The following is a 19,843-nucleotide window of genomic DNA, read 5'->3' on the forward strand; positions in this document are numbered from 1 at the left end:
AGGAGGTGGCCCCTGGGCTTGTACTCTGGCCGCATGAGCCAGGCACAGCGTGAGGCTGGGGCGGACGACGGCGGCGGCGCACCGCCGTCGTCCGCCCCGCCCGGCGCCGGGGTCGGCGCTGCGCCGCCCGGCGCGGAGGAGGGCACGGCGTCGTGGGCCTCGACGCCGGCGATCCGCAAGACCATGCTCGGCAACCGCTCGCGGGACACGGCGCCCGAGCTCGCCGTCCGCCGCGCGGTGCACGCCATGGGCCTGCGCTACCGCGTCGCGTACCGGCCCGAGCCCCGGCTGCGGCGCACCGCGGACCTCGTCTTCACGCGGGCGCGCGTGGCCGTGTTCATCGACGGCTGCTACTGGCACGGCTGCCCCGAGCACTACATCGAGCCCGCCCGGAACGTGGACTACTGGCGGCCCAAGATCGCCCGCAACCGCGAGCGCGACGTCGAGACGAGCGCCCTGCTGGGCGAGGCGGGCTGGCGCGTTCTGCGCTTCTGGAGCCACGAGGACCCGCACGAGGTCGCCCGCCGGATCGCCGAGGCCGTGCGCGCACCGTCAGCGGGACGCTGAGGGGTGCTCGTCGCTCGACGGGCTGCCGTGTTCGAGGGCGAGGCCCGCGTTGATGAGGCCGAAATGGCTGAAGGCCTGGGGCGTGTTCCCCAGCTGGCGGCCCGTCCTCGGATCGTACTCCTCGCTCAGGAGGCCCACGTCGTTGCTCAGTGCGATGAGGCGCTCGAACAGCTCGCGCGCCTCGACGTCGCGGCCGATCCCCACGAGCGCGGTGACGAGCCAGAACGAGCACGCGAGGAACACGCCCTCACCCGGCGGGAGCCCGTCGACGGGGGACTCGGTGCGGTAGCGCAGGAGGAAGCCGTCGGCGCTGAGCTCGCGCTGGACCGCCTCGACGGTCGCGATGACGCGGGGATCCGAATACGGCAGGAAGCCCACCCGGGGGATGAGCAGGAGCGCCGCATCGAGCTCGACCGAGCCGTAGGACTGCACGAAGTGGCTCCCTGACGGGTCGAAGGCGTTGGCCAGGACGTCCGCCCGGATCTCCTCGCGCACGGCCCGCCAGCGCTCGAGCGGGCCGGGAAGGCCCGCCTCAACTCCCTTGACCATCCGGTCGGCGGCGACCCAGGCCATGACCTTCGAGTGCGTGAAGTGGCGCCGCGGCCCGCGCATCTCCCACAGGGAGTTGTCGGGCTCGCGCCAGATTCTCTCGAGATGCTTCATGAGCGCGGTCTGCAGGTCCCACGCGTCGTCGCCGGAGCCGAGCGCATTGCGCGTGAGCGCGAGGACGTCCAGCACCTCGCCCCACACATCCAGCTGGAGCTGCTCCGCGGCGGCGTTGCCGGTACGCACGGGGGAGGCGCCGTCGAAGCCCGGGAGCCAGTCGAGCCTGACCTCGGGGAGCCGGCGTCGGCCCGTGATCGAGTACATGATCTGCAGGTCCGCGGGATCCCCGGCCACCGCGCGCAGGAGCCATTCGCGCCACGCGACGGCCTCGTCGGTGTAGCCCGCCGCGAGGAGGGGCTGGAGCGTCAGTGTCGAGTCGCGGAGCCAGCAGAACCGGTAGTCCCAGTTCCGCTCCCCGCCGGGCCACTCGGGCAGCGACGTCGTCGCGGCGGCCACGATGGCACCCGTGGGCTCGAAGGTGAGCGCCTTGAGCGTGATGAGGGAGCGGTCCACGGCCTCCTTCCACGGCCCGTGCATGCGGCAGCGTCCGGTCCATTCGCTCCAGAAGGCCAGGGTCCGCTCGAGGGACTCCCCGACGTCGGGCCGCGGCGTGTAGTCCTCGTGGCTCGGGCGCCACGTGAGCACGAAGGGCACCCTCTCGCCCGCGCTCACGGTGAACGACGACGCCGTGCGCTTCCCGCGGCCGACGAGCGGCGCCGTCGTGGTCAGGTAGGCGGCGTCCGGCCCGGCGACGGCGTGCAGCACGCCGGCGCGGCGGCGCACCCACGGCACGACGTGCCCGTAGTCGAAGCGCAGCGCGAGGTCGCACTCCATGTCGACGTCGCCGCTGACGCCCTCGACGATCCGGACCAGGTCCACGACGCCGTCGCGCGGCGGCATGAAGTCCAGAACCCGCACCTCGCCGGCATCCGTGCGCCACGTCGTCTCGAGCACGAGCGTCCCCGGCAGGTAGCGGCGCGAGGTGCACTCGACCGATCCGGCCGGGGCGAGCCGCCACCGGCCATGCTCGGGCGTCCCGAGGAGCGCGGCGAAGCATGAGGGCGAGTCGAAATGCGGCAGGCACAGCCAGTCGATCGAGCCGTCCCGTCCGACGAGGGCGGCCGTCTGGAGGTCGCCCAGCAGCGCGTAGTCTTCGATCCGAGACATGGCCGCACCCTAGCGCACGCACCCTCGAATGGGGCCGGTGGTTTGCTGGGAGTGGAGCGCGCCCTGCCTGCGCCGCGGGCGCATTTGGGGGCGGCCGTGGTTGAGCCTGCGCCTCGGCGGGTAGTCCTCAAGGGCAGACACACCGAGGAGGTGGACCCATGGACGCCACCGTGACGACATGGATCATCATCATCGTGATCGTCCTCGCGGCCCTCGTGGCCGTGGCGCTCGTGTCCCGGAAGGGGCGGGCCAAGATCGAGGAACGCAAGCACGAGCGGGCCGAGACCCTGCGGAACGAGGCGGCCGAGAGCGAGCTGGCCGTGCGCGAGCGCGAGGCGAAGACCATGGAAGCGCGGGCCCGGGCCCAGCAGGCCGAGGTCGAGGCCGAGCGGCTGCGCCGCGAGGCCACCGACGGCACGGCGACCGCCCGCGAGGAGCGAGAGCGCATCGAGGAGCAGCGCCGCAAGGCGGACAAGATGGATCCGCGGGTCGACACGGACCGCGACCGCGATGCGAGGACCCGGGACACGACGGGCCGCGACGACACCGTGGGCCGGGAAGACATGGGTCCGCGCTCGATGCCCCGCGACCCCGATGCCGACGCCCGCGCGGCCGACCTCCGGCACGACGACACGGAGACCCGCCGGCACCCGGATCCCGGCGACCGGCGCGCCTGACCGCCGTCGCCCGACAGCGCAGAAGCCCCGGAGGCGCGGCGGGCCCGCTGCACCGGACCCGCCGCGCTGTTCCGCGCCCCAGCACGGGAAGCCTGCAGGTGAGAAGAGCTCGAGGGGCTAGAAGGGCTTGCCCCCCGTGACGGGCAGCACGGCCCCCGAGATGTAGCCTCCCTCATCCGAGGCGAGGAGGACGTAGGCCGCGGCGAGCTCGGCCGGCTGGCCGGGCCTGCCCAGGGGAGTGTCCTGGCCGAACTCGGAGATATGGTCCGGCCAGCCAGTCGAGGGGATGAGCGGCGTCCAGATCGGCCCCGGCGCCACGGCGTTGATGCGGATGCCCTTGGGCCCGAGCTCCGGCGCGAGAGCCTTCACGAGCGCCACCTGCGCGGCCTTCGTCATGGCGTAGTCGAAGAGGCCCCCCGAGGGCTGGGCCGCCTGGATCGAGCTCGTGATGATGATCGAGGCGCCCGGAGCGAGGCGCGGGAGCGCGGCCCGCAGCGTCCAGAACTGGCTGTACAGGTTCGTGCGCAGCACGCGGTCGAACTCCTCGGTGGGCACCGAGTCGAGGCCGTCGCGCGCCTGCTGGTACGCCGCGTTGAGCACGATGATGTCGAGACGGCCCAGATCGCGCAGGACCCGCTCCGGGAGCGACGCGCTCACCGTCTCGTCGCGGAGGTCGCCCTCGATAACGACGGCGCGCTGCCCGGCGGCGACGATCTCGCGCTCGGTCTCGGCGGCGTCGTCGGCCTCCTCGGGCAGGTGCGTAAAGGCGACATCCGCGCCCTCTCGGGCGAAGGCGATCGCGACGGCGCGCCCGATCCCGGAGTCGCCGCCGGTGATGAGCGCGGCGCGTCCCGCGAGGCGGCCATGGCCCTCGTAGGTCTTCTCCCCATGCTCGGGGCGCGGGGTCGTCTCGGCCGTCGTGCCGGGGGGCTCCTGCTCCTGCTTCGGCAGGTCGCCCGTCCCATGGGCTGTGCGGGGGTCGTCGGCTGCTGTGCTGTCAGGGGAATCGGTCTCGTTCATGGCAGACTCCACACGGTCGATGGCGGGAAGGGCCGCTACTGGACCCATGGCCACGGTAGGCCGAGGCGGGCCGCTACGGAAGGGCCGTCGACGCCTTCCGCCAAGATGGTTCGCGTGCCTTACCAGGGGGTAGGAATCTGCCCGTGGCCCGTGCACGATCATCCCCGCGCAGCGTCTGGATCCGCCGCCGCGCCGGCCGCGGCTTCACCTACCGGGACGCCGACGGGCGGCGCATCACCTCCGAGGAGGATCTCGAGCGCATCCGCTCGCTCGCGATCCCGCCGGCGTGGCGGAACGTGCGCATCGCCGCCTCGCCGAGGTCCCGCGTCCAGGCGCGCGGGGTCGACGCCGCCGGGCGGACCCAGTACATCTACCGCGCCTCGTGGCGCGAGCGGCAGGACGCGCGGAAGTTCCAGCGGGCGCTCGAACTCGCCGGAAGGATCACGGCCGTCCGCCGCCGGGTGACGTCGGACCTGCGGGGGGCCCGCGGCCCCCGGCTCCAGGCCCTCGCCGCGGGCCTGCGCCTCGTGGACCGGCTCGGGATGCGCGTGGGCGGGCGCCGCTACGCCCGGGAGAACGGGACCTACGGAGTCACGACGCTCCAGCGCCGCCACGTCGAGCTCGACGGCGACCGCATCGCCTTCGACTTCCCCGGCAAATCCGGCCTGCAGTGGACCCTTGAGCTCACCGACGCGGATCTTGCCCAGTACCTGCGCTCGCTGCCGGCGGGCGGGCCCACCGCCCACGCCCTCGGGTACGAGGACGAGCAGGGCTTCCACCCGATCGGCGCCTCCGCCCTCAACGCCTACCTCCGCGAGTGCGCGGGGATGAGCGTGAGCGCGAAGGATCTGCGGACCTGGCGAGCGACAGTCCTCGCAGCCTACGCCCTCGCGCAGAGCCTCGAGGCCGGCGAGGGTGAGGATGTGGCTTGGCGGGGAGCCGTCAAGAAGGCCGCGGCGTGGCTGCACAACACACCGGCTGTCGCGCGATCCTCCTACCTCGACCCGCGGCTCCACACGGCGTATCAGCAGGGCAGGGCCGTCCCGGCGACGAGCCGGTCCGAGGCCGCCGTCGCACGCCTGCTCCAGGACATGGGCGCGGGCCGCTAGCTGTACGGGCCGGGGTTTGTCGGCGGCGTTTGTCGAAGGCACAGTACAAGGCGGCGGGCAGGGCCCCAGCCCCTGCCCGCCGCCTTCCGGACAACCCGTGCGCCCAGAGGCGCCGTCGCCGCTAGGCGCCCGGGGACCGGTCGGGGAAGTCGTCGGTCGTGCGCGGCGCTTCCGTGTCCTCGTCGCGCGGGGTCAGGTAGCGCTCGCCCTCCTCGGTCTGGCCCACCTCGTACTCTTCGGCGACGGCGTCCATCGCGGCCTGGTCGACCGGCCCCGGGGGCTTGACGGGGCCCGGGTTGGGAGTGCGCCCGGCATCGCCGTAGATAGCCCCCACCCCTTGGGAGGCTGGGGTGACGTCCGCGCGGCCCGGCGCGTCGTCGTCCTCCGCGTTGCGGGGGATCGGCTTGCCGGGCTCAGCGTCCAGCTGCCCCTCGGCGCCTGGACGGTCCTCGTAGGCCTCGGGCTCCTCGCGGGGCTGCCGGCGCGCGGCCTCGTGCTCGGGTTCATGCTCGGGGTGGGAGTGGATGCCGGTCATCAGTTCCTCCTGCCTTGATGCCTCGAGGGAGGCCGTCTTAGGCGTGTTTACCCTCTTGCGGCGGGGGTAAACCCTGAGCGCGCTCCCCACCGCGCCACCTGTGAGAACACTGGCAGACAGTCCAAGAGTTGAGGACCTCTGGAGCCCGAACAGCATCAGGGAAGCTTCTTCTCGAAGCCTTGTTCCCCCGTTTCGGGTAGGCCTACCGTGAATTAGGTGAACGAGGAGAAAAGGAGGAAGTGGGGCGCCAGGTCTAACGCTGTGAACGTCCGCAGCCAGTGAACGTCCACCGACCGTAGGAGCCATCCTGATGTCCGGACCAGCCCGTCTCGAGGACCGCAAGGTGCTCATCGCGGGAGAAGACGGCGGCCTCGCGGCGAGGCTGAAGGCAGTCTTGGCCCGGGCAGGAGCGCTCGTATGGGTACGGACCTTCTCTGAGGAGCAGGTCCACGGCGGGAATCTCACGGCCGCAGATGGCACAGCGACCGCCGACGAGGCAGTGGCCAGACTCGGTGGGATCGACGTCCTCATCAACACGGGCCCCGCGGACCTCCCGCGGGATATCAGCACCTCGGCACCTCAGGCCGTGGAACGGGCGCTTGCCGAATCCATGAGCCTTCTCGTGACGAGCACCGAGGCGGCGCTGGCCGCCATGGAGCCCGGAGCGAGCATCATCAACACCGTCCTCTATTCGTCTCATTCCCGCGGCACCCAGCCAGCGCTCGAGGCGCTCGCCGGAGCCGTGTTGGACACGACGCAGGGCTGGGCGGAGGTCCTAGCCCGGCGGGGAATCCGCGTCAACGCTGTGGCGGCGGCACCCACACGGATTGCCACAGACACCAGCCAGCTCGGCCCCTATCTCCTGGGGCCCCCCGTGGACGACGACGAGGAACTCGACGTCTTCGTCTACCTGGCCTCACAGGAGTCACGGCGTGTCACCGGCTCGATCCTCGGCGTGGCGCGCGACTTACAGGACGCGCGCTAGCCCAGCCCCGATGATGGCCCACTCCTACCCCAGAAGGAGTTCCCTCATGAAGCCAGTCCACCACCCCCGGGCGGCCCAGGTCGCGCCGGCAGCTGATCCGGAGCCCGAGATACCCGGGCCCGAGACCGGCTCGGCCGCGGATCTCGCCGTCGAGTACCTCGGAGTGGCCGACGCGCTCGCCAGGCGCTTCCGGTGCCCGGGGCACGACGCCGAAGACTTGCGTCAGGTCGCCCGGCTTGGGCTCATGAAGGCTGCCCAGCGCTACCGGGCGAGCATCGGCCATGGCTTCGTCCCCTACGCCGTGCCCACGATCGCGGGCGAGCTCAAGCGCTATCTACGCGACCAGTCCTGGATGGTCCGCCCCCCGCGCTCGATCCAGGAGCTGCGGCTCAAGATCAATTCCCTCCGGCCGAGGCTCACCCAGGAGCTCGGGCACGAGCCCACCACGGCCGAGCTCAGCGCGACGATCGGAATCCCAGCCGCGGACGTGGCTGAGGCGCAGATTGCCGACTCGTCCCTCGTCATCCAGCGCATCGAGCACGGCGATGGGGCGGACGATCCCGAAGAGCGGCGGACCTCGTTCGTCCCCTGCGAGATCGACACCGGGTACGAGCGCGTGGACACGCTCCAGTCGCTCTCGAGCGCGCTCGAGGACGCCAGTGAGGACGACCGGCGCCTGCTCTACCTGCGCTTCGTCCGAGAGATGACGCAGGACGAGATCGCCGAGACCTTGGGCGTCAGCCAGATGCAGGTCTCGCGGCTCCTCAGGCGCCTGCTCGACAGGCTCCGCCGCCGGATGGCCGCCTAGCCCGCCGGCCCGTCACGAGATCTCGAGCTCGAGCTGCTCGACGGCGTCGAGCACGTGGCCGGGGAACACGGCCAGGAGCGCCGGGTCCGGCTCCTCGCCGAAGACGTCCCCGACCCGCCGCGACTCGTCGGTGAGCACGATGTGGGGGCCGTCCGCGGGCGGCCCCCACTGCTGTGGCGTGGCGGGGCCGAACAGGACGACCGACGGGGTGCGGTAGGCCGTGGCGAAATGCGCGGCGGACGTGTCGACCGTGACCACGAGCTTGCCCGCGGCGACAGCCGCCGCGAACTCCGCGATGCTCCACTGGCCGGCAACGACGGCGCTCGGCGGCAGTTGGGCGATGCTCGCAACCTCCTCCGCGCGCGGCCGATCGGCCGGGCCACCAGTGATGCGGATGTCATGGCCCGCCCGCCGCAGCTGCGCGGCGACGGCCCCGAACCTCTCGGCGGGCCACTTTCGGCTGCCGTGGGCAGCGCCGACGTGGATGATCGTGGCCCCGTGAGCCGGCGCCTCGGTCTCGGGAATGCACAGCCGGTAGTCCTGGGGATCGGCAGGGATGCCGTGCCAGGCGAGGAGGCGCGGCCACCGCTCCCGTTCATGGAGGCTCCAGTCCCAGAGGGGGCCCGACCAGCCGTAGCCCTCGTGGGCGATCCGGTGCCGCGGGGATAGCTCGTCGAGGCGCTCGTAGCTCTCGGGGCCCGTCCCGTGCAGGTTGACGGCGACGTCGACGTCGCCCTCCCAGGGGATGGGGCCGTCGAGGCCCGGGGTGTGCAGGTGGACGTTGATGCCGCCGATGAGCGGCAGCACGTCGCCCAGCCAGCCGGGCGCGGCGAGGACCATGGTGTGCTCGGGGAAGGCCGCGCGGAGTCCGCGCAGCGCGGGAACCGCGACGAGGAGATCGCCGAGCTTGAGCGCGCGCAGCGCGAGCAGGACGGGAGGGGCCGAACCCTCGCCCATGAGAGCCTCCGGAAGACGTGCGTGGAACGGATGAGCCCGCTGCAAGACTCGCGGGGCGCCGAGGGCGCCTTCTATAGAGATGGTTTAGTCTACCTGTCTTCGGGAAGTGCCCTCCCATGCACACGCATCGTCTGGGCACCACCGGTCCGCGACCCTGCGCGGCCGTCCTCTTCGACAGGGACGGCACCCTCATCCATGACGTCCCCTACAACGGCGATCCCGCGCTCGTCGAGCCCGTGGCGCAGGCCGTTGAGGCCCTGGCCAGGCTCCGCGAGGCGGGCATCGCGCTCGGCGTCGTCACGAACCAGTCGGGCATCGGCCGCGGCCTCGTGAGTCGAGAACAGGTCGACGCCGTCAACGCCCGCGTCGACGAGCTGCTGGGGCCGTTCGGCACATGGCAGCTGTGCCCACACGCGCCCGAGGACGGCTGCGAGTGCCGCAAGCCAGCCCCAGGGATGGTCCTCGCCGCGTGCCGGGACCTCGGCGTCGAGCCGGCCGAGACGGTCCTCGTGGGCGACATCGGCGCGGACATGGCGGCCGCCTTGGCCGCCGGCGCTCGCGGCATCCTCGTGCCGACCCCCATCACCCTCCCGCACGAGGTCGCCGAGGCGCCGGCCGTGGCGCCGGACCTGGTCGCCGCCGTCGGACTCGCCCTCTCCCCAGGCCGCGCCGCCGTGCCTGCCTCCGTCGAGGCTGGAGGGATGCGATGAAGCGCGTCCTCGTGGCCCGCCTCGACAGCCTCGGGGACCTCGTCCTGGCTGGCCCCGCCATCCGGGCGGTCGCGGCGCACGCCGAGGTCGTCCTCCTCACGGGCCCCCGCGGGAGCGCGCTCGCGCCCCTGCTTCCGGGCGTGGCCGAGCACCTCGAGTGGGACTGCCCCTGGATCGGCAATCCGCCCGCCGCGCCGACGGCCGAGCACCTCGCAGTGCTCGAGCGACTCGTCGCCGATGCGGCCGTCGACGAGGCCGTCATCCTCACGTCGTTCCACCAGTCGCCCCTCCCGCTCGCGCTCGAGCTGCGCCGCTGCGGCGTCCGGCGCATCACGGGCCTGTCCGAGGACTATCCGGGAAGCCTGCTCGACGTGCGCGTCACGAGCCGCGACCTTCCCTGGGGGCTCCACGAGGTCGACCGCGCGCTCGGCATCGTCGTGGCGGCGGGGTTCCGGCTTCCGGCGCACGACGACGGGCTCCCGGCGCTCGCGGTCCCGGAACCGGCGGCGGGGTTCGCCGAGGGCGACCTGCTCACGGCCGGCCTGCCCCCGGCGGGGGAGTACGTCGTCGTCCATCCCGGTGCCGATGTCCCCGCGAGGGCCTGGCCTGCACTGAACGCCGCCGAGCTCGTCCGCCTCCTCGATGCGCAGGGCACGACGGTCGTCGTGACCGGCAGCCCCGCGGAGCGGGGGCTCACCGCCCGCGTGGCCGGCAGCCACGGCCTCGACTTCGGCGGGAAGACCGACATCATGGCCCTCACCGTGCTGCTCGCCGGCGCCCGGGCCGTCGTCGCGGGCAACACGGGCCCGGCCCACATCGCCGCCGCCGTGCGCACTCCCGTCGTGAGCCTCTTCTCCCCGGTGGTCTCGGCCGCCTCGTGGGCCCCCCGCGGAGCGCCCGTCATGCTCCTCGGCCAGCAGGATGCCCCATGCGCCGGCACCCGGGCACGCGAGTGCCCGGTCGAGGGCCACCCGTGCCTGGCCGGCGTGTCCCCGCGGGACGCCCTTGCGGCGCTCGAGGCGCTCCCTGCCCGCGAGAGCGAGGTGGTGGGCTGATGCGCATCCTCCTGTGGCATGTCCACGGCGGCTGGACCGACGCGTTCGTCCGCGGCCGGCACGAGTACGTGCTCCCCGTCGACGCCGCACGCGGCCCGTGGGGCCTCGGCCGGGGCGGGCGCGACTGGCCCCGTGCGGTCGAGGCGACGGCGGAGCAGCTCGCCGAGCGGGCGGCGGAAATCGACGCCGTCGTGCTCCAGCGTCCCGGCGAGGCCGATCGGGTCGAAGGGCTCACGGGGCTGCGGCCCGGGGTCGACGTGCCGGCGGTCTACGTCGAGCACAACACCCCGAAGGGCTCCGTCCCGGACACGAGGCACGCCCTCGCGGACCAGACGGACATCCCCATCGTCCACGTGACGCACTTCAACGCGCTCCTGTGGGACAGCGGCATCGCGCCGGTGCACGTCGTCGAGCACGGTGTGCCGGACCCGGGCTACCTCTACACGGGGGAGCTCGGCCGGCTCGCAGTCGCCGTCAACGAGCCCGTGCGCCGCGGCCGGACGGCCGGGACCGACCTCCTGGCCGGCTTCGCCGCGGCCGCCCCGCTCGACGTCTTCGGCATGGGCGGGGACGGCCTGCACGAGGCCACCGGGCTGGGACCCGAGAGGCTGCAGTGGGCCGGCGACGTCCCGCCGCCGCGGCTCCACGCCGAGCTCGCCCGCCGTCGCGCCTACCTGCACCCCTTCCGGTGGACCTCGCTGGGCCTGGCCCTCATCGAGGCCATGCACGCGGGGATGCCCGTGATCGCCGTCGGATCCACCGAGGCGTTCCGGGCGCTGCCGCCGGGGACGGGGCTGGTCAGCTCGAGCCCCGCCGAACTCGCCGCCGCGGCGGCCGCGCTCGTGGCGGACCCCGAGGCGGCGCGCGCCGCGGGGCTCGCGGCGCGGGAGGCCGCCCTCGCCCGCTACGGGCTGGAACGCTTCCTGGCGGACTGGGACGGCGTGCTCGCCGAGATGTCCGCGGGCAGTGAATCGGGAAGTCAGGACCGGGCCCCAGCCCCGGCCCTCAGCGAGACGAGGAGCAGCACATGAAGATCTCGATGGTCTCCGAACACGCGAGTCCGCTCGCGGCGGTCGGCGGCGAGGACGCAGGCGGCCAGAACATCCACGTCGCCGAGCTCGCTGCGGCCCTCGTCCGCCGCGGCAACGAGGTGACGGTGTTCACGCGCCGGGACAGCGAGCGGCTCCATTGGGAGCAGGTCCTGCCCTCCGGCGTCGCCCTCGTGAACGTCGACGCCGGCCCGGCCCAGGCCGTCTCGAAGGACCGCCTGCTGCCGTACATCCCCGAGTTCGCCGAGAACATCGCCCGGTACTGGGCCGAGGACCCGCCGCACGTCGTCCATGGCCACTTCTGGATGTCCGGCATCGCCTGCATCGAGGCCGTCGGCGCGCTGCAGCGCCTCGGGCTGCCGCTGCCCGCCGTCGCCCAGACGTTCCACGCCCTCGGCGTCGTCAAGAAGCGGCACCAGGGGGTCGAGGACACGAGCCCGGAGGAGCGGGCCACGCTCGAGCCGTGGGTCGCCCGCAGCGTGGACCGCGTCATCGCAACCTGCCCCGACGAGGCCTTCGAGCTGCGCGCCCTGGGGGTGAGCCAGCGGCGCATCTCCATCGTCCCGTGCGGAGTGGACACCTCGAGGTTCACGCCAGAGGGCCCGGCGCGGCCGCGCGGCTCGCGGCTGCGGCTCGCGGCGATCGGGCGGCTCGTTCCGCGCAAGGGCGTCGACACCGTCGTCGAGGCACTCGGCCTGCTCGCGGCGAGGGGGCGCAAGGACATCGAGCTCGTCGTCGTCGGCGGGGCCGTGCCCAAGGACCGCATCGCCTCGGACCCCGAGGTGCGCCGGCTGCGGGCCCTCGCCGAGTCGCTCGGCGTCGAGGGCCAGGTCATCTTCGCCGGCCAGGTGGCGCGGGACGACATGCCGGCGCTCATGCGCAGCATGGACACCGTGGTCTGCACCCCCTGGTACGAGCCGTTCGGGATCGTGCCCCTCGAGGCCATGGCGAGCGGGGTCCCGCTCATCGTCGCCGCGGTCGGGGGGCTCAGCGAGACCGTCGTCGACGGCGTCACGGGGCTGCATGTGCCCCCGCGCGACCCCGCGGCCGTCGCCGAGGCGATCGGACGGCTGGCAGACGATGCCGACTTTCGCGCCGCCCTCGGAGCCGCCGGCGTCGACCGGGCCCGCTCGCGCTACACGTGGGACCGGGTCGCGGCGGACACCGAGCGGGTGTACCGCGCGATGCGCGACCACTGGGAACGACCGGCCGCGGATGTCGAGGCCTCCAGGAGCCGTCTTCGGCGCGTCGAAGGAGCACACTGATGAGCGCAGCCGCCTCGCTTGGCCCCTGGCCGCCCCGGCCTGCAGGACTCGCCGCCGCCCCCGGACCTTCCCCGTCCGGCGCCCGAGCCCCAGTCGCCACCTCCCTCCGGCCCGTCGCGCTCGAGCTCGAGCGCGGGATCGAGGAGCACATCGCCGCCTCGGCCCGGTCGCTCGAGGTGCTGCGTGAGCACTCCGCGCTCCTCGCGCGGTGGGCCGCCGTGCTCGCCGAGCGGCTCGGCCAGGGCTCCCGGCTCCTCGTGGCCGGCAACGGCGGCTCGGCGGCTGAGGCCCAGCACCTCACCGCCGAGCTTGTAGGCAGGTACGACGGCGAGCGCACCCCGTTCTCGGCGATCGCGCTCCACGCCGACACGTCCTCGGTGACGGCGATCGGCAACGACTACGGCTACGCCGAGGTCTTCGCCCGCCAGGTGCGCGCCCACGCCCGCCCAGGGGACATCGTCATGCTCCTCTCCACGTCCGGGGCGAGCGCCAACCTCCTCGCCGCGGCCCGCGCCGCCCGCGAGTGCGGGGCGCTGAGCTGGGCGCTCACGGGGCCGGTCCCCAACCCGCTCGGCTCCGCGGTCGACGAGGTCCTCGCCCTCGAGGCCCGCAACTGCCATGTCCAGGAGTCCCAGCTCGTGGCGATCCACGCGCTCTGCGAGGGCTTCGACGCGTGCGTGCGGGCGGCCGAGGCGGCTGCCCGAGACGCCGAGGAAGGGGACGTGTGAGATGAGGATCGCCGTCGTGGGGGACACCCTCCTGGACATCGACCTGCACGGGCACGCCGCCCGGCTCTGCCCCGACGCGCCGGCTCCCGTCGTCGACGTCGGCAGGCGCCTCGAGCGCCCCGGCGGCGCCGGGCTCGTCGCGACGCTGCTCGCCGACGACGGCCACGACGTCAGGCTCATCACAGCGCTGTCGAAGGACGACGCCGCCGACCGCCTGCGCCGCCTGCTCGCCCGCGTCGAGCTGGCCGCCGGCGAACTCGCGGGACCCACGCCGGTGAAGATGCGGGTCACGGCAGACGGCCAGCGGATTGCCCGGATCGATGAGGGCTGCGCGCCGCAGCCACAGCCGCGTGTCGACGCTGGCATGCTCGCCGCGCTCGAGGGCGTGGACGCGATCGTGGTCGCCGACTACGGCCGCGGCCTCGCCGAGTCCCCGGCCCTGCGCGCGGCCCTCGAGACCGCGGCCCGAAGGGTCCCGCTCGTGTGGGACCCGCACCAGCGCGGAGCCCGCCCCGTCTCGGGGGCGGCGGCCGTGACGCCGAACCTGCCCGAACTGCTTGCGCTTTCGGGGCGGGACGTCCGCGAGCTCGGGGCCGTGGCCGCGGCCGCCGCCCGCCTGCGGAGTCGTTGGGGGGCCGCCTCGGTCATCGTCACGCTCGCCGAGCGCGGCGCGCTCGTGTGCTCCCCGGACGGGGAGACGCACGTCGCGGTCCCCTCGGCGGGGCTGCGCATCGAGGATCCGTGCGGCGCGGGGGACCGCTTCGCCTCGGCCCTCGCCGCGGCGCTCGCCCGGGGCGAGTCCCTCGAGGCCGCCGCGGAAGCGAGCGTGGCGACGGCCGTCGCCTTCCTCGCGAGCGGCGGCGTCTCCTCCCTCGCGCCCCACGGCGGCGACGGCCCCGCGGTGCCCGAGGCGCCGTCGTCCGCGGGCACGGCGTCCGCACCCGCCCAGGGCGGCGAGCCGGCGTCCGCGGCGAGCCCCGCGGTGGACCTCGCCCGCCGCGTCCGGGCGCTCGGCGGGACGGTCGTCGCGGCCGGCGGGTGCTTCGACCTGCTGCACGCGGGCCACCTCCGCCTCCTCGAGGCCGCGCGGGCGATGGGCGACTGCCTCATCGTGTGCCTCAACTCGGACGATTCGGTGCGCCGGCTCAAGGGGGAGGGCCGGCCCGTCATGGGCCAGGCCGACCGCGCGGAGCTCCTCCAGGGCCTGGCCTGCGTCGACGCCGTCGAGATCTTCGACGAGGACACGCCCGAGCAGGCCATCAGCCGGCTCAGGCCCCACCTGTGGGTCAAGGGCGGCGACTACCGCCCCGAGGACCTCCCCGAGACGTCCGTCCTGCGCCGCTGGGGCGGCCAGACCGTGACGGTCCCGCTCGAGCCGGGGCGGTCGACGACGCTGCTCGCCGAGGCGATCGCCGGCCTCGGCTGACGGTCCCACCCCCGCACGCCACGCACACCACGCACGCCCACACCACGGCAGACAGCCTTCAGCACGACACGAGAGGAAGGACCGCGAGCATGACAGAGACCACGCAGGCCCCCGAGACGACCCAGATTCCCGAGACCACTGCCGCAGCGCCCCAAGCCCTCGCCGAGGGGCTCGGCGGGATGTCGCTCAAGGGCGCCCGCATCCTCGTCACGGGCGGCGCCTCGGGCCTTGGCGCCGCGGTCGTCGAGGCGGCCACCGCCGTCGGCGCGAGGCCGCTCATCCTCGACCGCCAGCCGGCCCCCGAGCCCCTCAAGGCCTGGACGGTGGACCTCGCCGAGCGCGAGGCGGCCGAGGCCGCCGTCGTGCGCGCCGCCGAGGAATGGGGCGGCCTCGACGCCGTCGTGTGCGCCGCCGGGATGGACAAGTGCGGCGAGCTGGGCGAGGTGCCCGCCGAGGACTGGGAGCGCGTCATCCGGGTGAACCTGCTCGGGACGGCCGCCGTCGTGCGGGCCGCGCTGCCCTACCTCGAGCGCTCGCACGGGCGGGTCGTGACGGTCGCCTCGACCCTCGGCCTCCGGGGCGCCGCCGGCGCGACGGCCTACTGCGCCTCGAAGTTCGGAGTCATCGGCTTCAGCCGGGCCCTCGCGGCCGAGCTCAAGGGCAGGGTCGGGGTCACGACCCTGATTCCCGGCGGCATGGACACGCCGTTCTTCGACGACCGCCCGGAACAGTACAAGCCGCACGATCGGACCAACCTCAACCGGCCCTCCGACGTCGCGCGCTCCGTCCTCTTCGTCCTGTCCCAGCCGAAGGGGTGCGAGGTCCGCGAGCTCCTCGTCGCCGGCTCCATGGAAGACTCGTGGCCCTAGGACTGCCCGCCGAGGAGGCTCGCGGCGTCGGCGAGCACGGACTCGACGGGGACCGCGTCGACCCACGACACCTCGTGGCCGCACCGGTCCGCCGTATGGTCCGTGCCGTCTGCGCCGCACACGGGGCAGCCCGTGCGCCACGCGACCTGGACGCGGTGGTGGCGGCGGCCGCGAGGCCCCGCGTTGACGAGGTTGGGGGCCCAGAAGACCGAGGCCGTCCTCGTGCCGAGGGCATCCGCGAGGTGGCGGGGGCCGCTGTCGTTGGCGACGACGAGCCGCGCCGCGCCGAGCAGCCCCACGAGGCCCGCAAGGCTTGTCTGACCCGCCGCCGAGGCCACCGAGCCCGCGGCGGACGCCGCACGGCCGTTCGCGCGCCCGACGATCTCCTCGGCCAGGCCACGCTCGCCGTTGTCGCCCACGACGAGCACCTGCCAGCCCCCCTCGGCGAGCTCGCGGGCGACGGCGGCGAAGCGCTCGGCGGGCCAGCGGCGCCGCACGTCCGTCGCGCCCGGGTGGACGACGACGAGGCCCCGGGCCGCGGGGTCGATCCACGGCTCGGCGGCGGCCAGGTCCTCGTCCCGGAGCCGGACTCGCGGCTCGTAGCCCACGGCCGGGGCGCCGGCGAGGGCGGCGACCTCAAGCCAGCGGTCGAGCTCCCGCTGGTAGTACTCGTGCGGCATCCAGCGCTCGAGGCGCGGTGCGTCGGGGGTCGCGCAGCCGGCGGTGTGCCGGGCGCCGAGGGCCAGGAGGAAGGGGTTGGAGTTGCGGCCCCCGCCGTGCAGCTGGACCGCGAGGTCCACCCCGCCGTCGCGAACGTCCTCGATCAGCCCGAGAGTGCTCGCGTCGTCCCACCAGCGCATCCCACCCGGCCCTTCAGCGTCGGGGAAGAGCGGGACGACGACGGTGCGGTCCACGGGGCCGGGGCGGCCCTCCATGAGGGCGGCGAGCAGCGGCGTCGTGAGCATGACGATCTCCGCGTCCGGGTACGCCGCCCGCAGCGCGTCGAGCGCCGGGAGCGCCGCCATGAGGTCACCGATCCCGCCGCCGCGCAGGACGGCGAGGCGCCGCACGTCCTCGAAGGGAGGCTCCGCCGCCGTGAGGGAGGGGGCCTGGTGCTTGCGGGACTGCATGCTTCCTCCTGGATGCTCGTGCTGCGTTCGTGCTTGCAGCGTTCGTGCTTGCTGCGTTCGTGCTCGACTCACGCTTGCCGTACCCGCCAGCGGGGTAAGCCAATCCGCGACACGCGGCAACGCGACAGGCAGCAACGGCCCCGTCCGGGCGGACGGGGCCCCACGACTTCGAGGGAGGATTTATGACGACCGTCGATCCACGCGCCGCCGACCAGCTCCTCGCCGCCCTGCGCCGGCGCCCGCCCACGATCGCCGTCCTCGGCGACCTTGTGCTCGACAGGCGCTTCGAGGGCACGAGCGAGCGGCTCTGCCGTGAGGGGCCCGTCCCGGTGCTCGACGTCGCCCGGATCGTGGACGCGCCGGGCGGCGCGGGCAACACCGCGATGAACCTCGCGTCCCTCGGCGCCACGGTGCGGCTCGTGGGGGTCGTGGGCGACGACGAGCCGGGCCGGGCGCTCGCGGCACGCCTCGAGGCGGCCGGGGTCGGGACCGACGAGCTCGTCCGGCTTCCCGGGCGGAGCACCGCGGTCAAGGCCCGGCTCGTCGCCGACGGGCAGCTCCTCCTGCGGGCCGACACGTGCCGGCCGGCGGACCCCGACGAGGCGGCGGCCGTCGCGGAACGGGCGGTCTCCGCGCTCGACGGCGCCGACGCCGTCGTGCTCTGCGACTACGGGCTCGGCGCGCTCGCCGCGCTCGACCGCGCCCGCGTCCGCGAGACGGCGCCCATCCTCATCGTCGACGCGCGCCGGGTCGGCGAGTGGGCGAGCCTTCACGCCGACGTCGCGACGCCGAACGCGGCCGAGACCGCGGCCCTGCTCGGCTCCGAGCCGCCCCGGCAGGAGCGCGAGCGGTGGGCGTCGGAGCACGCGTCCGAGATCGTGCACGCCACCGGCGCGCGCCACGCGATCGTGACCCTCGACCGGGACGGGACCGTGCTCCTCGGCGAGGGCGGCGCTAGGCACCGCACGCTGGCCCACCCGGCCCCCGAGCAGAATGCCGTGGGGGCGGGAGACACGTTCGTCGCGGGCCTCGCGCTCGCGCTCGCCGCCGGCCTCGGGGTCGACGACGCCGCCGACGTCGGGCAGGCAGCGGCCGACGCCGTCGTCGAGTCGCCGGGGACGTCCACGTGCAGCGCGGCTCGGCTGGCGCTCGGCCTGCGGGGCCTCGAGGGCGCTGCCGCGCGCGGCGTCGAGGCCTGGGAGGACGTGCTCCGCGCGGCCGAGGAGGCACGCGCGCACGGCATGCGCATCGTGCTCACGAACGGGATCTTCGACGGACTCCACCGCGGCCACACCTCGTTCCTCGCCGAGGCCGCGCAGCTGGGCGGCCTGCTGATCGTGGGCGTCAACTCGGACGCGTCCGTGCGGCGGCTCCGTGGCGCCCGGCCGGCAGTGGGCGAGAAGGACCGCGCCGCCGTCGTCGCGGCCCTCGCCGCCGTGGACCACGCCTTCGTGTTCGACTCCGAGACGGCCGTGCCGATCATCCGCGCCCTGCGCCCAGACGTCTACGTGAAGGGCGGCGACTACCTGCCCGGCATGCTCGCCGAGTCCGCCGCCGTCGAGGACTGCGACGGGCGGCTCGAGATGCTCGGCTACGTGGACGGCGCCGGCTCCGTCCCCGAGTCCGAGCAGTGTGAGGTTCCCGCGCCGGGGGAATAGTCCTCTGTCCGCTTCATGCGGGCTCGGGCACCGATGGATACGCAACGCGTGCCCATGGGATGGGAAAGAAGGAGTGGCGGCGATGCCAGGCAAGAAGACGCCATCGAGCCTCAAGGACCCGAAGCTGTACGAGAAGCTCCGCGACGAGGGCAACTCGAAGGAGAAGGCGGCCCGGATCTCCAACGCCTCCGCGAAGGAGGGCAAGAAGAAGGTCGGAAGCCGCGGAGGCAAGGCCCAGGACTACGAGGACCGCACGGTGGACGAGCTGCGCAAGCGCGCCAAGGAGCTCGGCCTGTCCGGGTACTCGTCGATGAAGAAGGCTGAGCTGATCGATGCCCTCCGGAATCACTGACCCGGGGGCGGACGTCCGGAAGAAGGAGGACCCCCCGGCAGACGAGTACAGGCGCCGCGAGACGTACGCCGAGAAGCTGGACCGGAACTGGGGCGAGATCCTCCAGGAGCTGCGCATCCTGCAGACCGGGCTCCAGCTGATCGCCGGCTTCCTGTTGACCCTGCCGTTCCAGGCGCGGTTCACCGAGCTGGACACCTACGGCGTGTGGCTCTACCTCGCCATGGTCCTCACGGCCGCGTCGGCGCTCGCCGTCGTCCTCATGCCGCTGAGCGTGCACCGCTGGCTCTTCCGGCGGCAGGTCAAGAACCGGCTCGTCAACAGCGGCGCCTGGGCGGCCAAGCTCGGCCTCGCGCTCGCGTGCGTTCTCATCGTCGGGACCACGGCCCTTATCTTCGACACGGTGCTGGGGCGGCCGGAGTCGTGGATCGCGGGCAGCTGCCTCCTCGTGCTGTGCCTCGTGCTGTTCCTCGGCGTCCCGGCCTCCCTGAGCCGCAAGTCGGGGAACGGCTACGTGCCGGCCGACCAGCCGGAGCGCGAGACGGAAGCCTGACGGCTGAACTCGCCTCGGGTGGCCGGCCAGGGCTGGGCGGGGCCGCCTGCCCCTAGCCGCCCGGCCTCCCGAGGCCTACCGTCAGAGCATGGCGGACGGGTTCCCCACGCGTGGCCGCGGGATCGTCGTGGGCGTGGACGGCTCACCGCTGTCCATTGAAGCCCTGCGCTGGGCCGCGCGCCTCGTCCCGATCCTCGGCGGGCCGATCATCGCCGTCGCCGCGTGGCACGTTCCCAATGCCGGGTTCATCGACGCCGCGGGGATTGAGTGGGACCCGGAGGAGGATGCCAGGATGGTCCTCGAGGGCGCGCTGTCCGAGGCCTTCGGCGACGAGCGGCCCGAGGGCCTCGAGGTTCGGCTCGTGCATGGCAGGCCGGCGCCGACCCTCATCGGGGAGAGCCGCGGGGCCAGCCTGCTCATCGTGGGTTCGCGTGGCCTCGGAGGCTTCATGGGCATGCTCCTCGGCTCCGTGAGCCGGGCCTGCGCCGAGCATGCCGAAGTCCCCGTGCTCGTGCTGCACGCCGGGGGAAGCAGGCCGGGGAGCGCCGCCGTTCCCGGCCCGCCGATGTGAGCCCCGCGCACGCCCCACCCGAAGCCGCCGCGGTCGCCGTCACAGAGGC

The 19,843-nt window shown here is 74.0% G+C and carries 21 protein-coding genes; 16 read left to right on the top strand and 5 right to left on the bottom strand.

Annotated elements, in window-relative coordinates; all coding sequences use genetic code 11:
* The first annotated feature begins 33 nt into the window (after nucleotides 1–33).
* Entirely contained in the window at nucleotides 34–567 is a 534-nt protein-coding gene (locus tag ACUYMY_RS03535) for a very short patch repair endonuclease (protein ID WP_481702255.1), read from the top strand.
* Here ACUYMY_RS03535 and ACUYMY_RS03540 read toward each other — a convergent pair.
* Nucleotides 553–2,340, bottom strand: a complete 1,788-nt coding sequence (locus ACUYMY_RS03540) for a glycoside hydrolase family 15 protein (RefSeq protein ID WP_481702256.1) — start codon at nucleotides 2,338–2,340, stop codon at nucleotides 553–555. The genes ACUYMY_RS03535 and ACUYMY_RS03540 overlap by 15 nt on opposite strands.
* Nucleotides 2,341–2,498: 158 nt before the next feature.
* Here ACUYMY_RS03540 and ACUYMY_RS03545 point away from each other — a divergent pair, with 158 nt between their 5' ends.
* Complete coding sequence (locus tag ACUYMY_RS03545; protein ID WP_481702257.1) at nucleotides 2,499–3,017, top strand: hypothetical protein; 519 nt, start codon at nucleotides 2,499–2,501, stop codon at nucleotides 3,015–3,017.
* A 117-nt stretch (nucleotides 3,018–3,134) separates the two neighbouring features.
* On the opposite strand, the gene ACUYMY_RS03550 is transcribed toward ACUYMY_RS03545, so the two are convergent.
* Nucleotides 3,135–4,037, bottom strand: a complete 903-nt coding sequence (locus tag ACUYMY_RS03550) for an SDR family oxidoreductase (protein ID WP_481702258.1) — start codon at nucleotides 4,035–4,037, stop codon at nucleotides 3,135–3,137.
* Nucleotides 4,038–4,180: 143 nt separating this feature from the next.
* Between ACUYMY_RS03550 and ACUYMY_RS03555 the strand changes: the two genes are divergently transcribed.
* A complete protein-coding gene (locus tag ACUYMY_RS03555) occupies nucleotides 4,181–5,146 on the top strand; it encodes a DNA topoisomerase IB (protein ID WP_481702259.1) in 966 nt (321 codons plus the stop codon).
* A gap of 121 nt (nucleotides 5,147–5,267) precedes the next feature.
* Here ACUYMY_RS03555 and ACUYMY_RS03560 read toward each other — a convergent pair whose 3' ends face one another.
* The gene (locus tag ACUYMY_RS03560; RefSeq protein WP_481702260.1) at nucleotides 5,268–5,681 is read right to left on the bottom strand and encodes a hypothetical protein; all 414 of its coding nucleotides are present in this window, start codon (nucleotides 5,679–5,681) and stop codon (nucleotides 5,268–5,270) included.
* A 310-nt stretch (nucleotides 5,682–5,991) separates the two neighbouring features.
* On the opposite strand from ACUYMY_RS03560, the gene ACUYMY_RS03565 reads away from it, so the two are divergent.
* Nucleotides 5,992–6,666: an SDR family oxidoreductase gene (locus ACUYMY_RS03565; RefSeq protein ID WP_481702261.1), complete on the top strand. Its 675-nt coding sequence runs from the start codon at nucleotides 5,992–5,994 to the stop codon at nucleotides 6,664–6,666.
* Nucleotides 6,667–6,712: 46 nt separating this feature from the next.
* A complete protein-coding gene (locus ACUYMY_RS03570) occupies nucleotides 6,713–7,474 on the top strand; it encodes a sigma-70 family RNA polymerase sigma factor (protein ID WP_481702262.1) in 762 nt (253 codons plus the stop codon).
* Between the two features lie 12 nt (nucleotides 7,475–7,486).
* Here the strand turns inward: ACUYMY_RS03570 and ACUYMY_RS03575 are convergent, their stop codons facing one another.
* Nucleotides 7,487–8,431: a glycosyltransferase family 9 protein gene (locus ACUYMY_RS03575; RefSeq protein ID WP_481702263.1), complete on the bottom strand. Its 945-nt coding sequence runs from the start codon at nucleotides 8,429–8,431 to the stop codon at nucleotides 7,487–7,489.
* 116 nt (nucleotides 8,432–8,547) lie between these two features.
* Between ACUYMY_RS03575 and ACUYMY_RS03580 the strand changes: the two genes are divergently transcribed.
* The 7 genes from ACUYMY_RS03580 (at nucleotide 8,548) to ACUYMY_RS03610 (ending at nucleotide 15,533) form a co-directional block, all read left to right on the top strand.
* Nucleotides 8,548–9,141: a D-glycero-alpha-D-manno-heptose-1,7-bisphosphate 7-phosphatase gene (locus ACUYMY_RS03580; protein ID WP_481702264.1), complete on the top strand. Its 594-nt coding sequence runs from the start codon at nucleotides 8,548–8,550 to the stop codon at nucleotides 9,139–9,141.
* Nucleotides 9,138–10,196 carry a glycosyltransferase family 9 protein gene (locus ACUYMY_RS03585; RefSeq protein WP_481702265.1) on the top strand — a complete coding sequence of 353 codons (1,059 nt, stop codon included), beginning with the start codon at nucleotides 9,138–9,140 and terminating at the stop codon, nucleotides 10,194–10,196. The genes ACUYMY_RS03580 and ACUYMY_RS03585 overlap by 4 nt, the downstream gene beginning before the upstream one ends.
* Nucleotides 10,196–11,227: a glycosyltransferase gene (locus tag ACUYMY_RS03590; RefSeq protein ID WP_481702266.1), complete on the top strand. Its 1,032-nt coding sequence runs from the start codon at nucleotides 10,196–10,198 to the stop codon at nucleotides 11,225–11,227. The genes ACUYMY_RS03585 and ACUYMY_RS03590 overlap by 1 nt, the downstream gene beginning before the upstream one ends.
* The gene (locus tag ACUYMY_RS03595; protein WP_481702267.1) at nucleotides 11,224–12,510 is read left to right on the top strand and encodes a glycosyltransferase; all 1,287 of its coding nucleotides are present in this window, start codon (nucleotides 11,224–11,226) and stop codon (nucleotides 12,508–12,510) included. Before ACUYMY_RS03590 ends, ACUYMY_RS03595 begins: the two co-directional genes overlap by 4 nt.
* Nucleotides 12,510–13,238, top strand: coding sequence for a D-sedoheptulose-7-phosphate isomerase (locus ACUYMY_RS03600; protein ID WP_481702268.1), 729 nt, complete (start codon nucleotides 12,510–12,512; stop codon nucleotides 13,236–13,238). The genes ACUYMY_RS03595 and ACUYMY_RS03600 overlap by 1 nt, the downstream gene beginning before the upstream one ends.
* A gap of 1 nt (nucleotide 13,239) precedes the next feature.
* Nucleotides 13,240–14,664, top strand: a complete 1,425-nt coding sequence (locus tag ACUYMY_RS03605) for a PfkB family carbohydrate kinase (protein ID WP_481702269.1) — start codon at nucleotides 13,240–13,242, stop codon at nucleotides 14,662–14,664.
* A gap of 179 nt (nucleotides 14,665–14,843) precedes the next feature.
* Nucleotides 14,844–15,533: an SDR family oxidoreductase gene (locus ACUYMY_RS03610; RefSeq protein WP_481704945.1), complete on the top strand. Its 690-nt coding sequence runs from the start codon at nucleotides 14,844–14,846 to the stop codon at nucleotides 15,531–15,533.
* On the opposite strand, the gene ACUYMY_RS03615 is transcribed toward ACUYMY_RS03610, so the two are convergent.
* Complete coding sequence (locus ACUYMY_RS03615) at nucleotides 15,530–16,663, bottom strand: glycosyltransferase family 9 protein (RefSeq protein WP_481702270.1); 1,134 nt, start codon at nucleotides 16,661–16,663, stop codon at nucleotides 15,530–15,532. The two genes, ACUYMY_RS03610 and ACUYMY_RS03615, sit on opposite strands and share 4 nt — an antisense overlap.
* A gap of 182 nt (nucleotides 16,664–16,845) precedes the next feature.
* Between ACUYMY_RS03615 and ACUYMY_RS03620 the strand changes: the two genes are divergently transcribed.
* From ACUYMY_RS03620 to ACUYMY_RS03635, 4 genes are all read left to right on the top strand, one after another.
* Nucleotides 16,846–18,321 carry a PfkB family carbohydrate kinase gene (locus ACUYMY_RS03620; RefSeq protein WP_481702271.1) on the top strand — a complete coding sequence of 492 codons (1,476 nt, stop codon included), beginning with the start codon at nucleotides 16,846–16,848 and terminating at the stop codon, nucleotides 18,319–18,321.
* An 82-nt stretch (nucleotides 18,322–18,403) separates the two neighbouring features.
* Nucleotides 18,404–18,673 carry a DUF7218 family protein gene (locus ACUYMY_RS03625; RefSeq protein ID WP_481702272.1) on the top strand — a complete coding sequence of 90 codons (270 nt, stop codon included), beginning with the start codon at nucleotides 18,404–18,406 and terminating at the stop codon, nucleotides 18,671–18,673.
* Nucleotides 18,654–19,223 carry a DUF6328 family protein gene (locus ACUYMY_RS03630; protein WP_481702273.1) on the top strand — a complete coding sequence of 190 codons (570 nt, stop codon included), beginning with the start codon at nucleotides 18,654–18,656 and terminating at the stop codon, nucleotides 19,221–19,223. The genes ACUYMY_RS03625 and ACUYMY_RS03630 overlap by 20 nt, the downstream gene beginning before the upstream one ends.
* 88 nt (nucleotides 19,224–19,311) lie before the next feature.
* Nucleotides 19,312–19,794 (top strand): universal stress protein, encoded by a 483-nt coding sequence (locus ACUYMY_RS03635; protein ID WP_481702274.1) that lies wholly within the window; start codon nucleotides 19,312–19,314, stop codon nucleotides 19,792–19,794.
* Nucleotides 19,795–19,843: the final 49 nt, after the last annotated feature.

Source organism: Sinomonas sp. T428B (genome assembly GCF_056780155.1).

Coding starts and splice junctions, on each gene's coding strand:
- ACUYMY_RS03535 (WP_481702255.1), top strand. CDS start 34: ATGAGCCAGGCACAGCGTGAGGCTGGGGCGGACGACGGCGGCGGCGCA.
- ACUYMY_RS03540 (WP_481702256.1), bottom strand. CDS start 2,340: ATGTCTCGGATCGAAGACTACGCGCTGCTGGGCGACCTCCAGACGGCC.
- ACUYMY_RS03545 (WP_481702257.1), top strand. CDS start 2,499: ATGGACGCCACCGTGACGACATGGATCATCATCATCGTGATCGTCCTC.
- ACUYMY_RS03550 (WP_481702258.1), bottom strand. CDS start 4,037: ATGAACGAGACCGATTCCCCTGACAGCACAGCAGCCGACGACCCCCGC.
- ACUYMY_RS03560 (WP_481702260.1), bottom strand. CDS start 5,681: ATGACCGGCATCCACTCCCACCCCGAGCATGAACCCGAGCACGAGGCC.
- ACUYMY_RS03565 (WP_481702261.1), top strand. CDS start 5,992: ATGTCCGGACCAGCCCGTCTCGAGGACCGCAAGGTGCTCATCGCGGGA.
- ACUYMY_RS03570 (WP_481702262.1), top strand. CDS start 6,713: ATGAAGCCAGTCCACCACCCCCGGGCGGCCCAGGTCGCGCCGGCAGCT.
- ACUYMY_RS03575 (WP_481702263.1), bottom strand. CDS start 8,431: ATGGGCGAGGGTTCGGCCCCTCCCGTCCTGCTCGCGCTGCGCGCGCTC.
- ACUYMY_RS03580 (WP_481702264.1), top strand. CDS start 8,548: ATGCACACGCATCGTCTGGGCACCACCGGTCCGCGACCCTGCGCGGCC.
- ACUYMY_RS03585 (WP_481702265.1), top strand. CDS start 9,138: ATGAAGCGCGTCCTCGTGGCCCGCCTCGACAGCCTCGGGGACCTCGTC.
- ACUYMY_RS03590 (WP_481702266.1), top strand. CDS start 10,196: ATGCGCATCCTCCTGTGGCATGTCCACGGCGGCTGGACCGACGCGTTC.
- ACUYMY_RS03595 (WP_481702267.1), top strand. CDS start 11,224: ATGAAGATCTCGATGGTCTCCGAACACGCGAGTCCGCTCGCGGCGGTC.
- ACUYMY_RS03600 (WP_481702268.1), top strand. CDS start 12,510: ATGAGCGCAGCCGCCTCGCTTGGCCCCTGGCCGCCCCGGCCTGCAGGA.
- ACUYMY_RS03605 (WP_481702269.1), top strand. CDS start 13,240: ATGAGGATCGCCGTCGTGGGGGACACCCTCCTGGACATCGACCTGCAC.
- ACUYMY_RS03610 (WP_481704945.1), top strand. CDS start 14,844: ATGTCGCTCAAGGGCGCCCGCATCCTCGTCACGGGCGGCGCCTCGGGC.
- ACUYMY_RS03615 (WP_481702270.1), bottom strand. CDS start 16,663: ATGCAGTCCCGCAAGCACCAGGCCCCCTCCCTCACGGCGGCGGAGCCT.
- ACUYMY_RS03620 (WP_481702271.1), top strand. CDS start 16,846: ATGACGACCGTCGATCCACGCGCCGCCGACCAGCTCCTCGCCGCCCTG.
- ACUYMY_RS03625 (WP_481702272.1), top strand. CDS start 18,404: ATGCCAGGCAAGAAGACGCCATCGAGCCTCAAGGACCCGAAGCTGTAC.
- ACUYMY_RS03630 (WP_481702273.1), top strand. CDS start 18,654: ATGCCCTCCGGAATCACTGACCCGGGGGCGGACGTCCGGAAGAAGGAG.
- ACUYMY_RS03635 (WP_481702274.1), top strand. CDS start 19,312: ATGGCGGACGGGTTCCCCACGCGTGGCCGCGGGATCGTCGTGGGCGTG.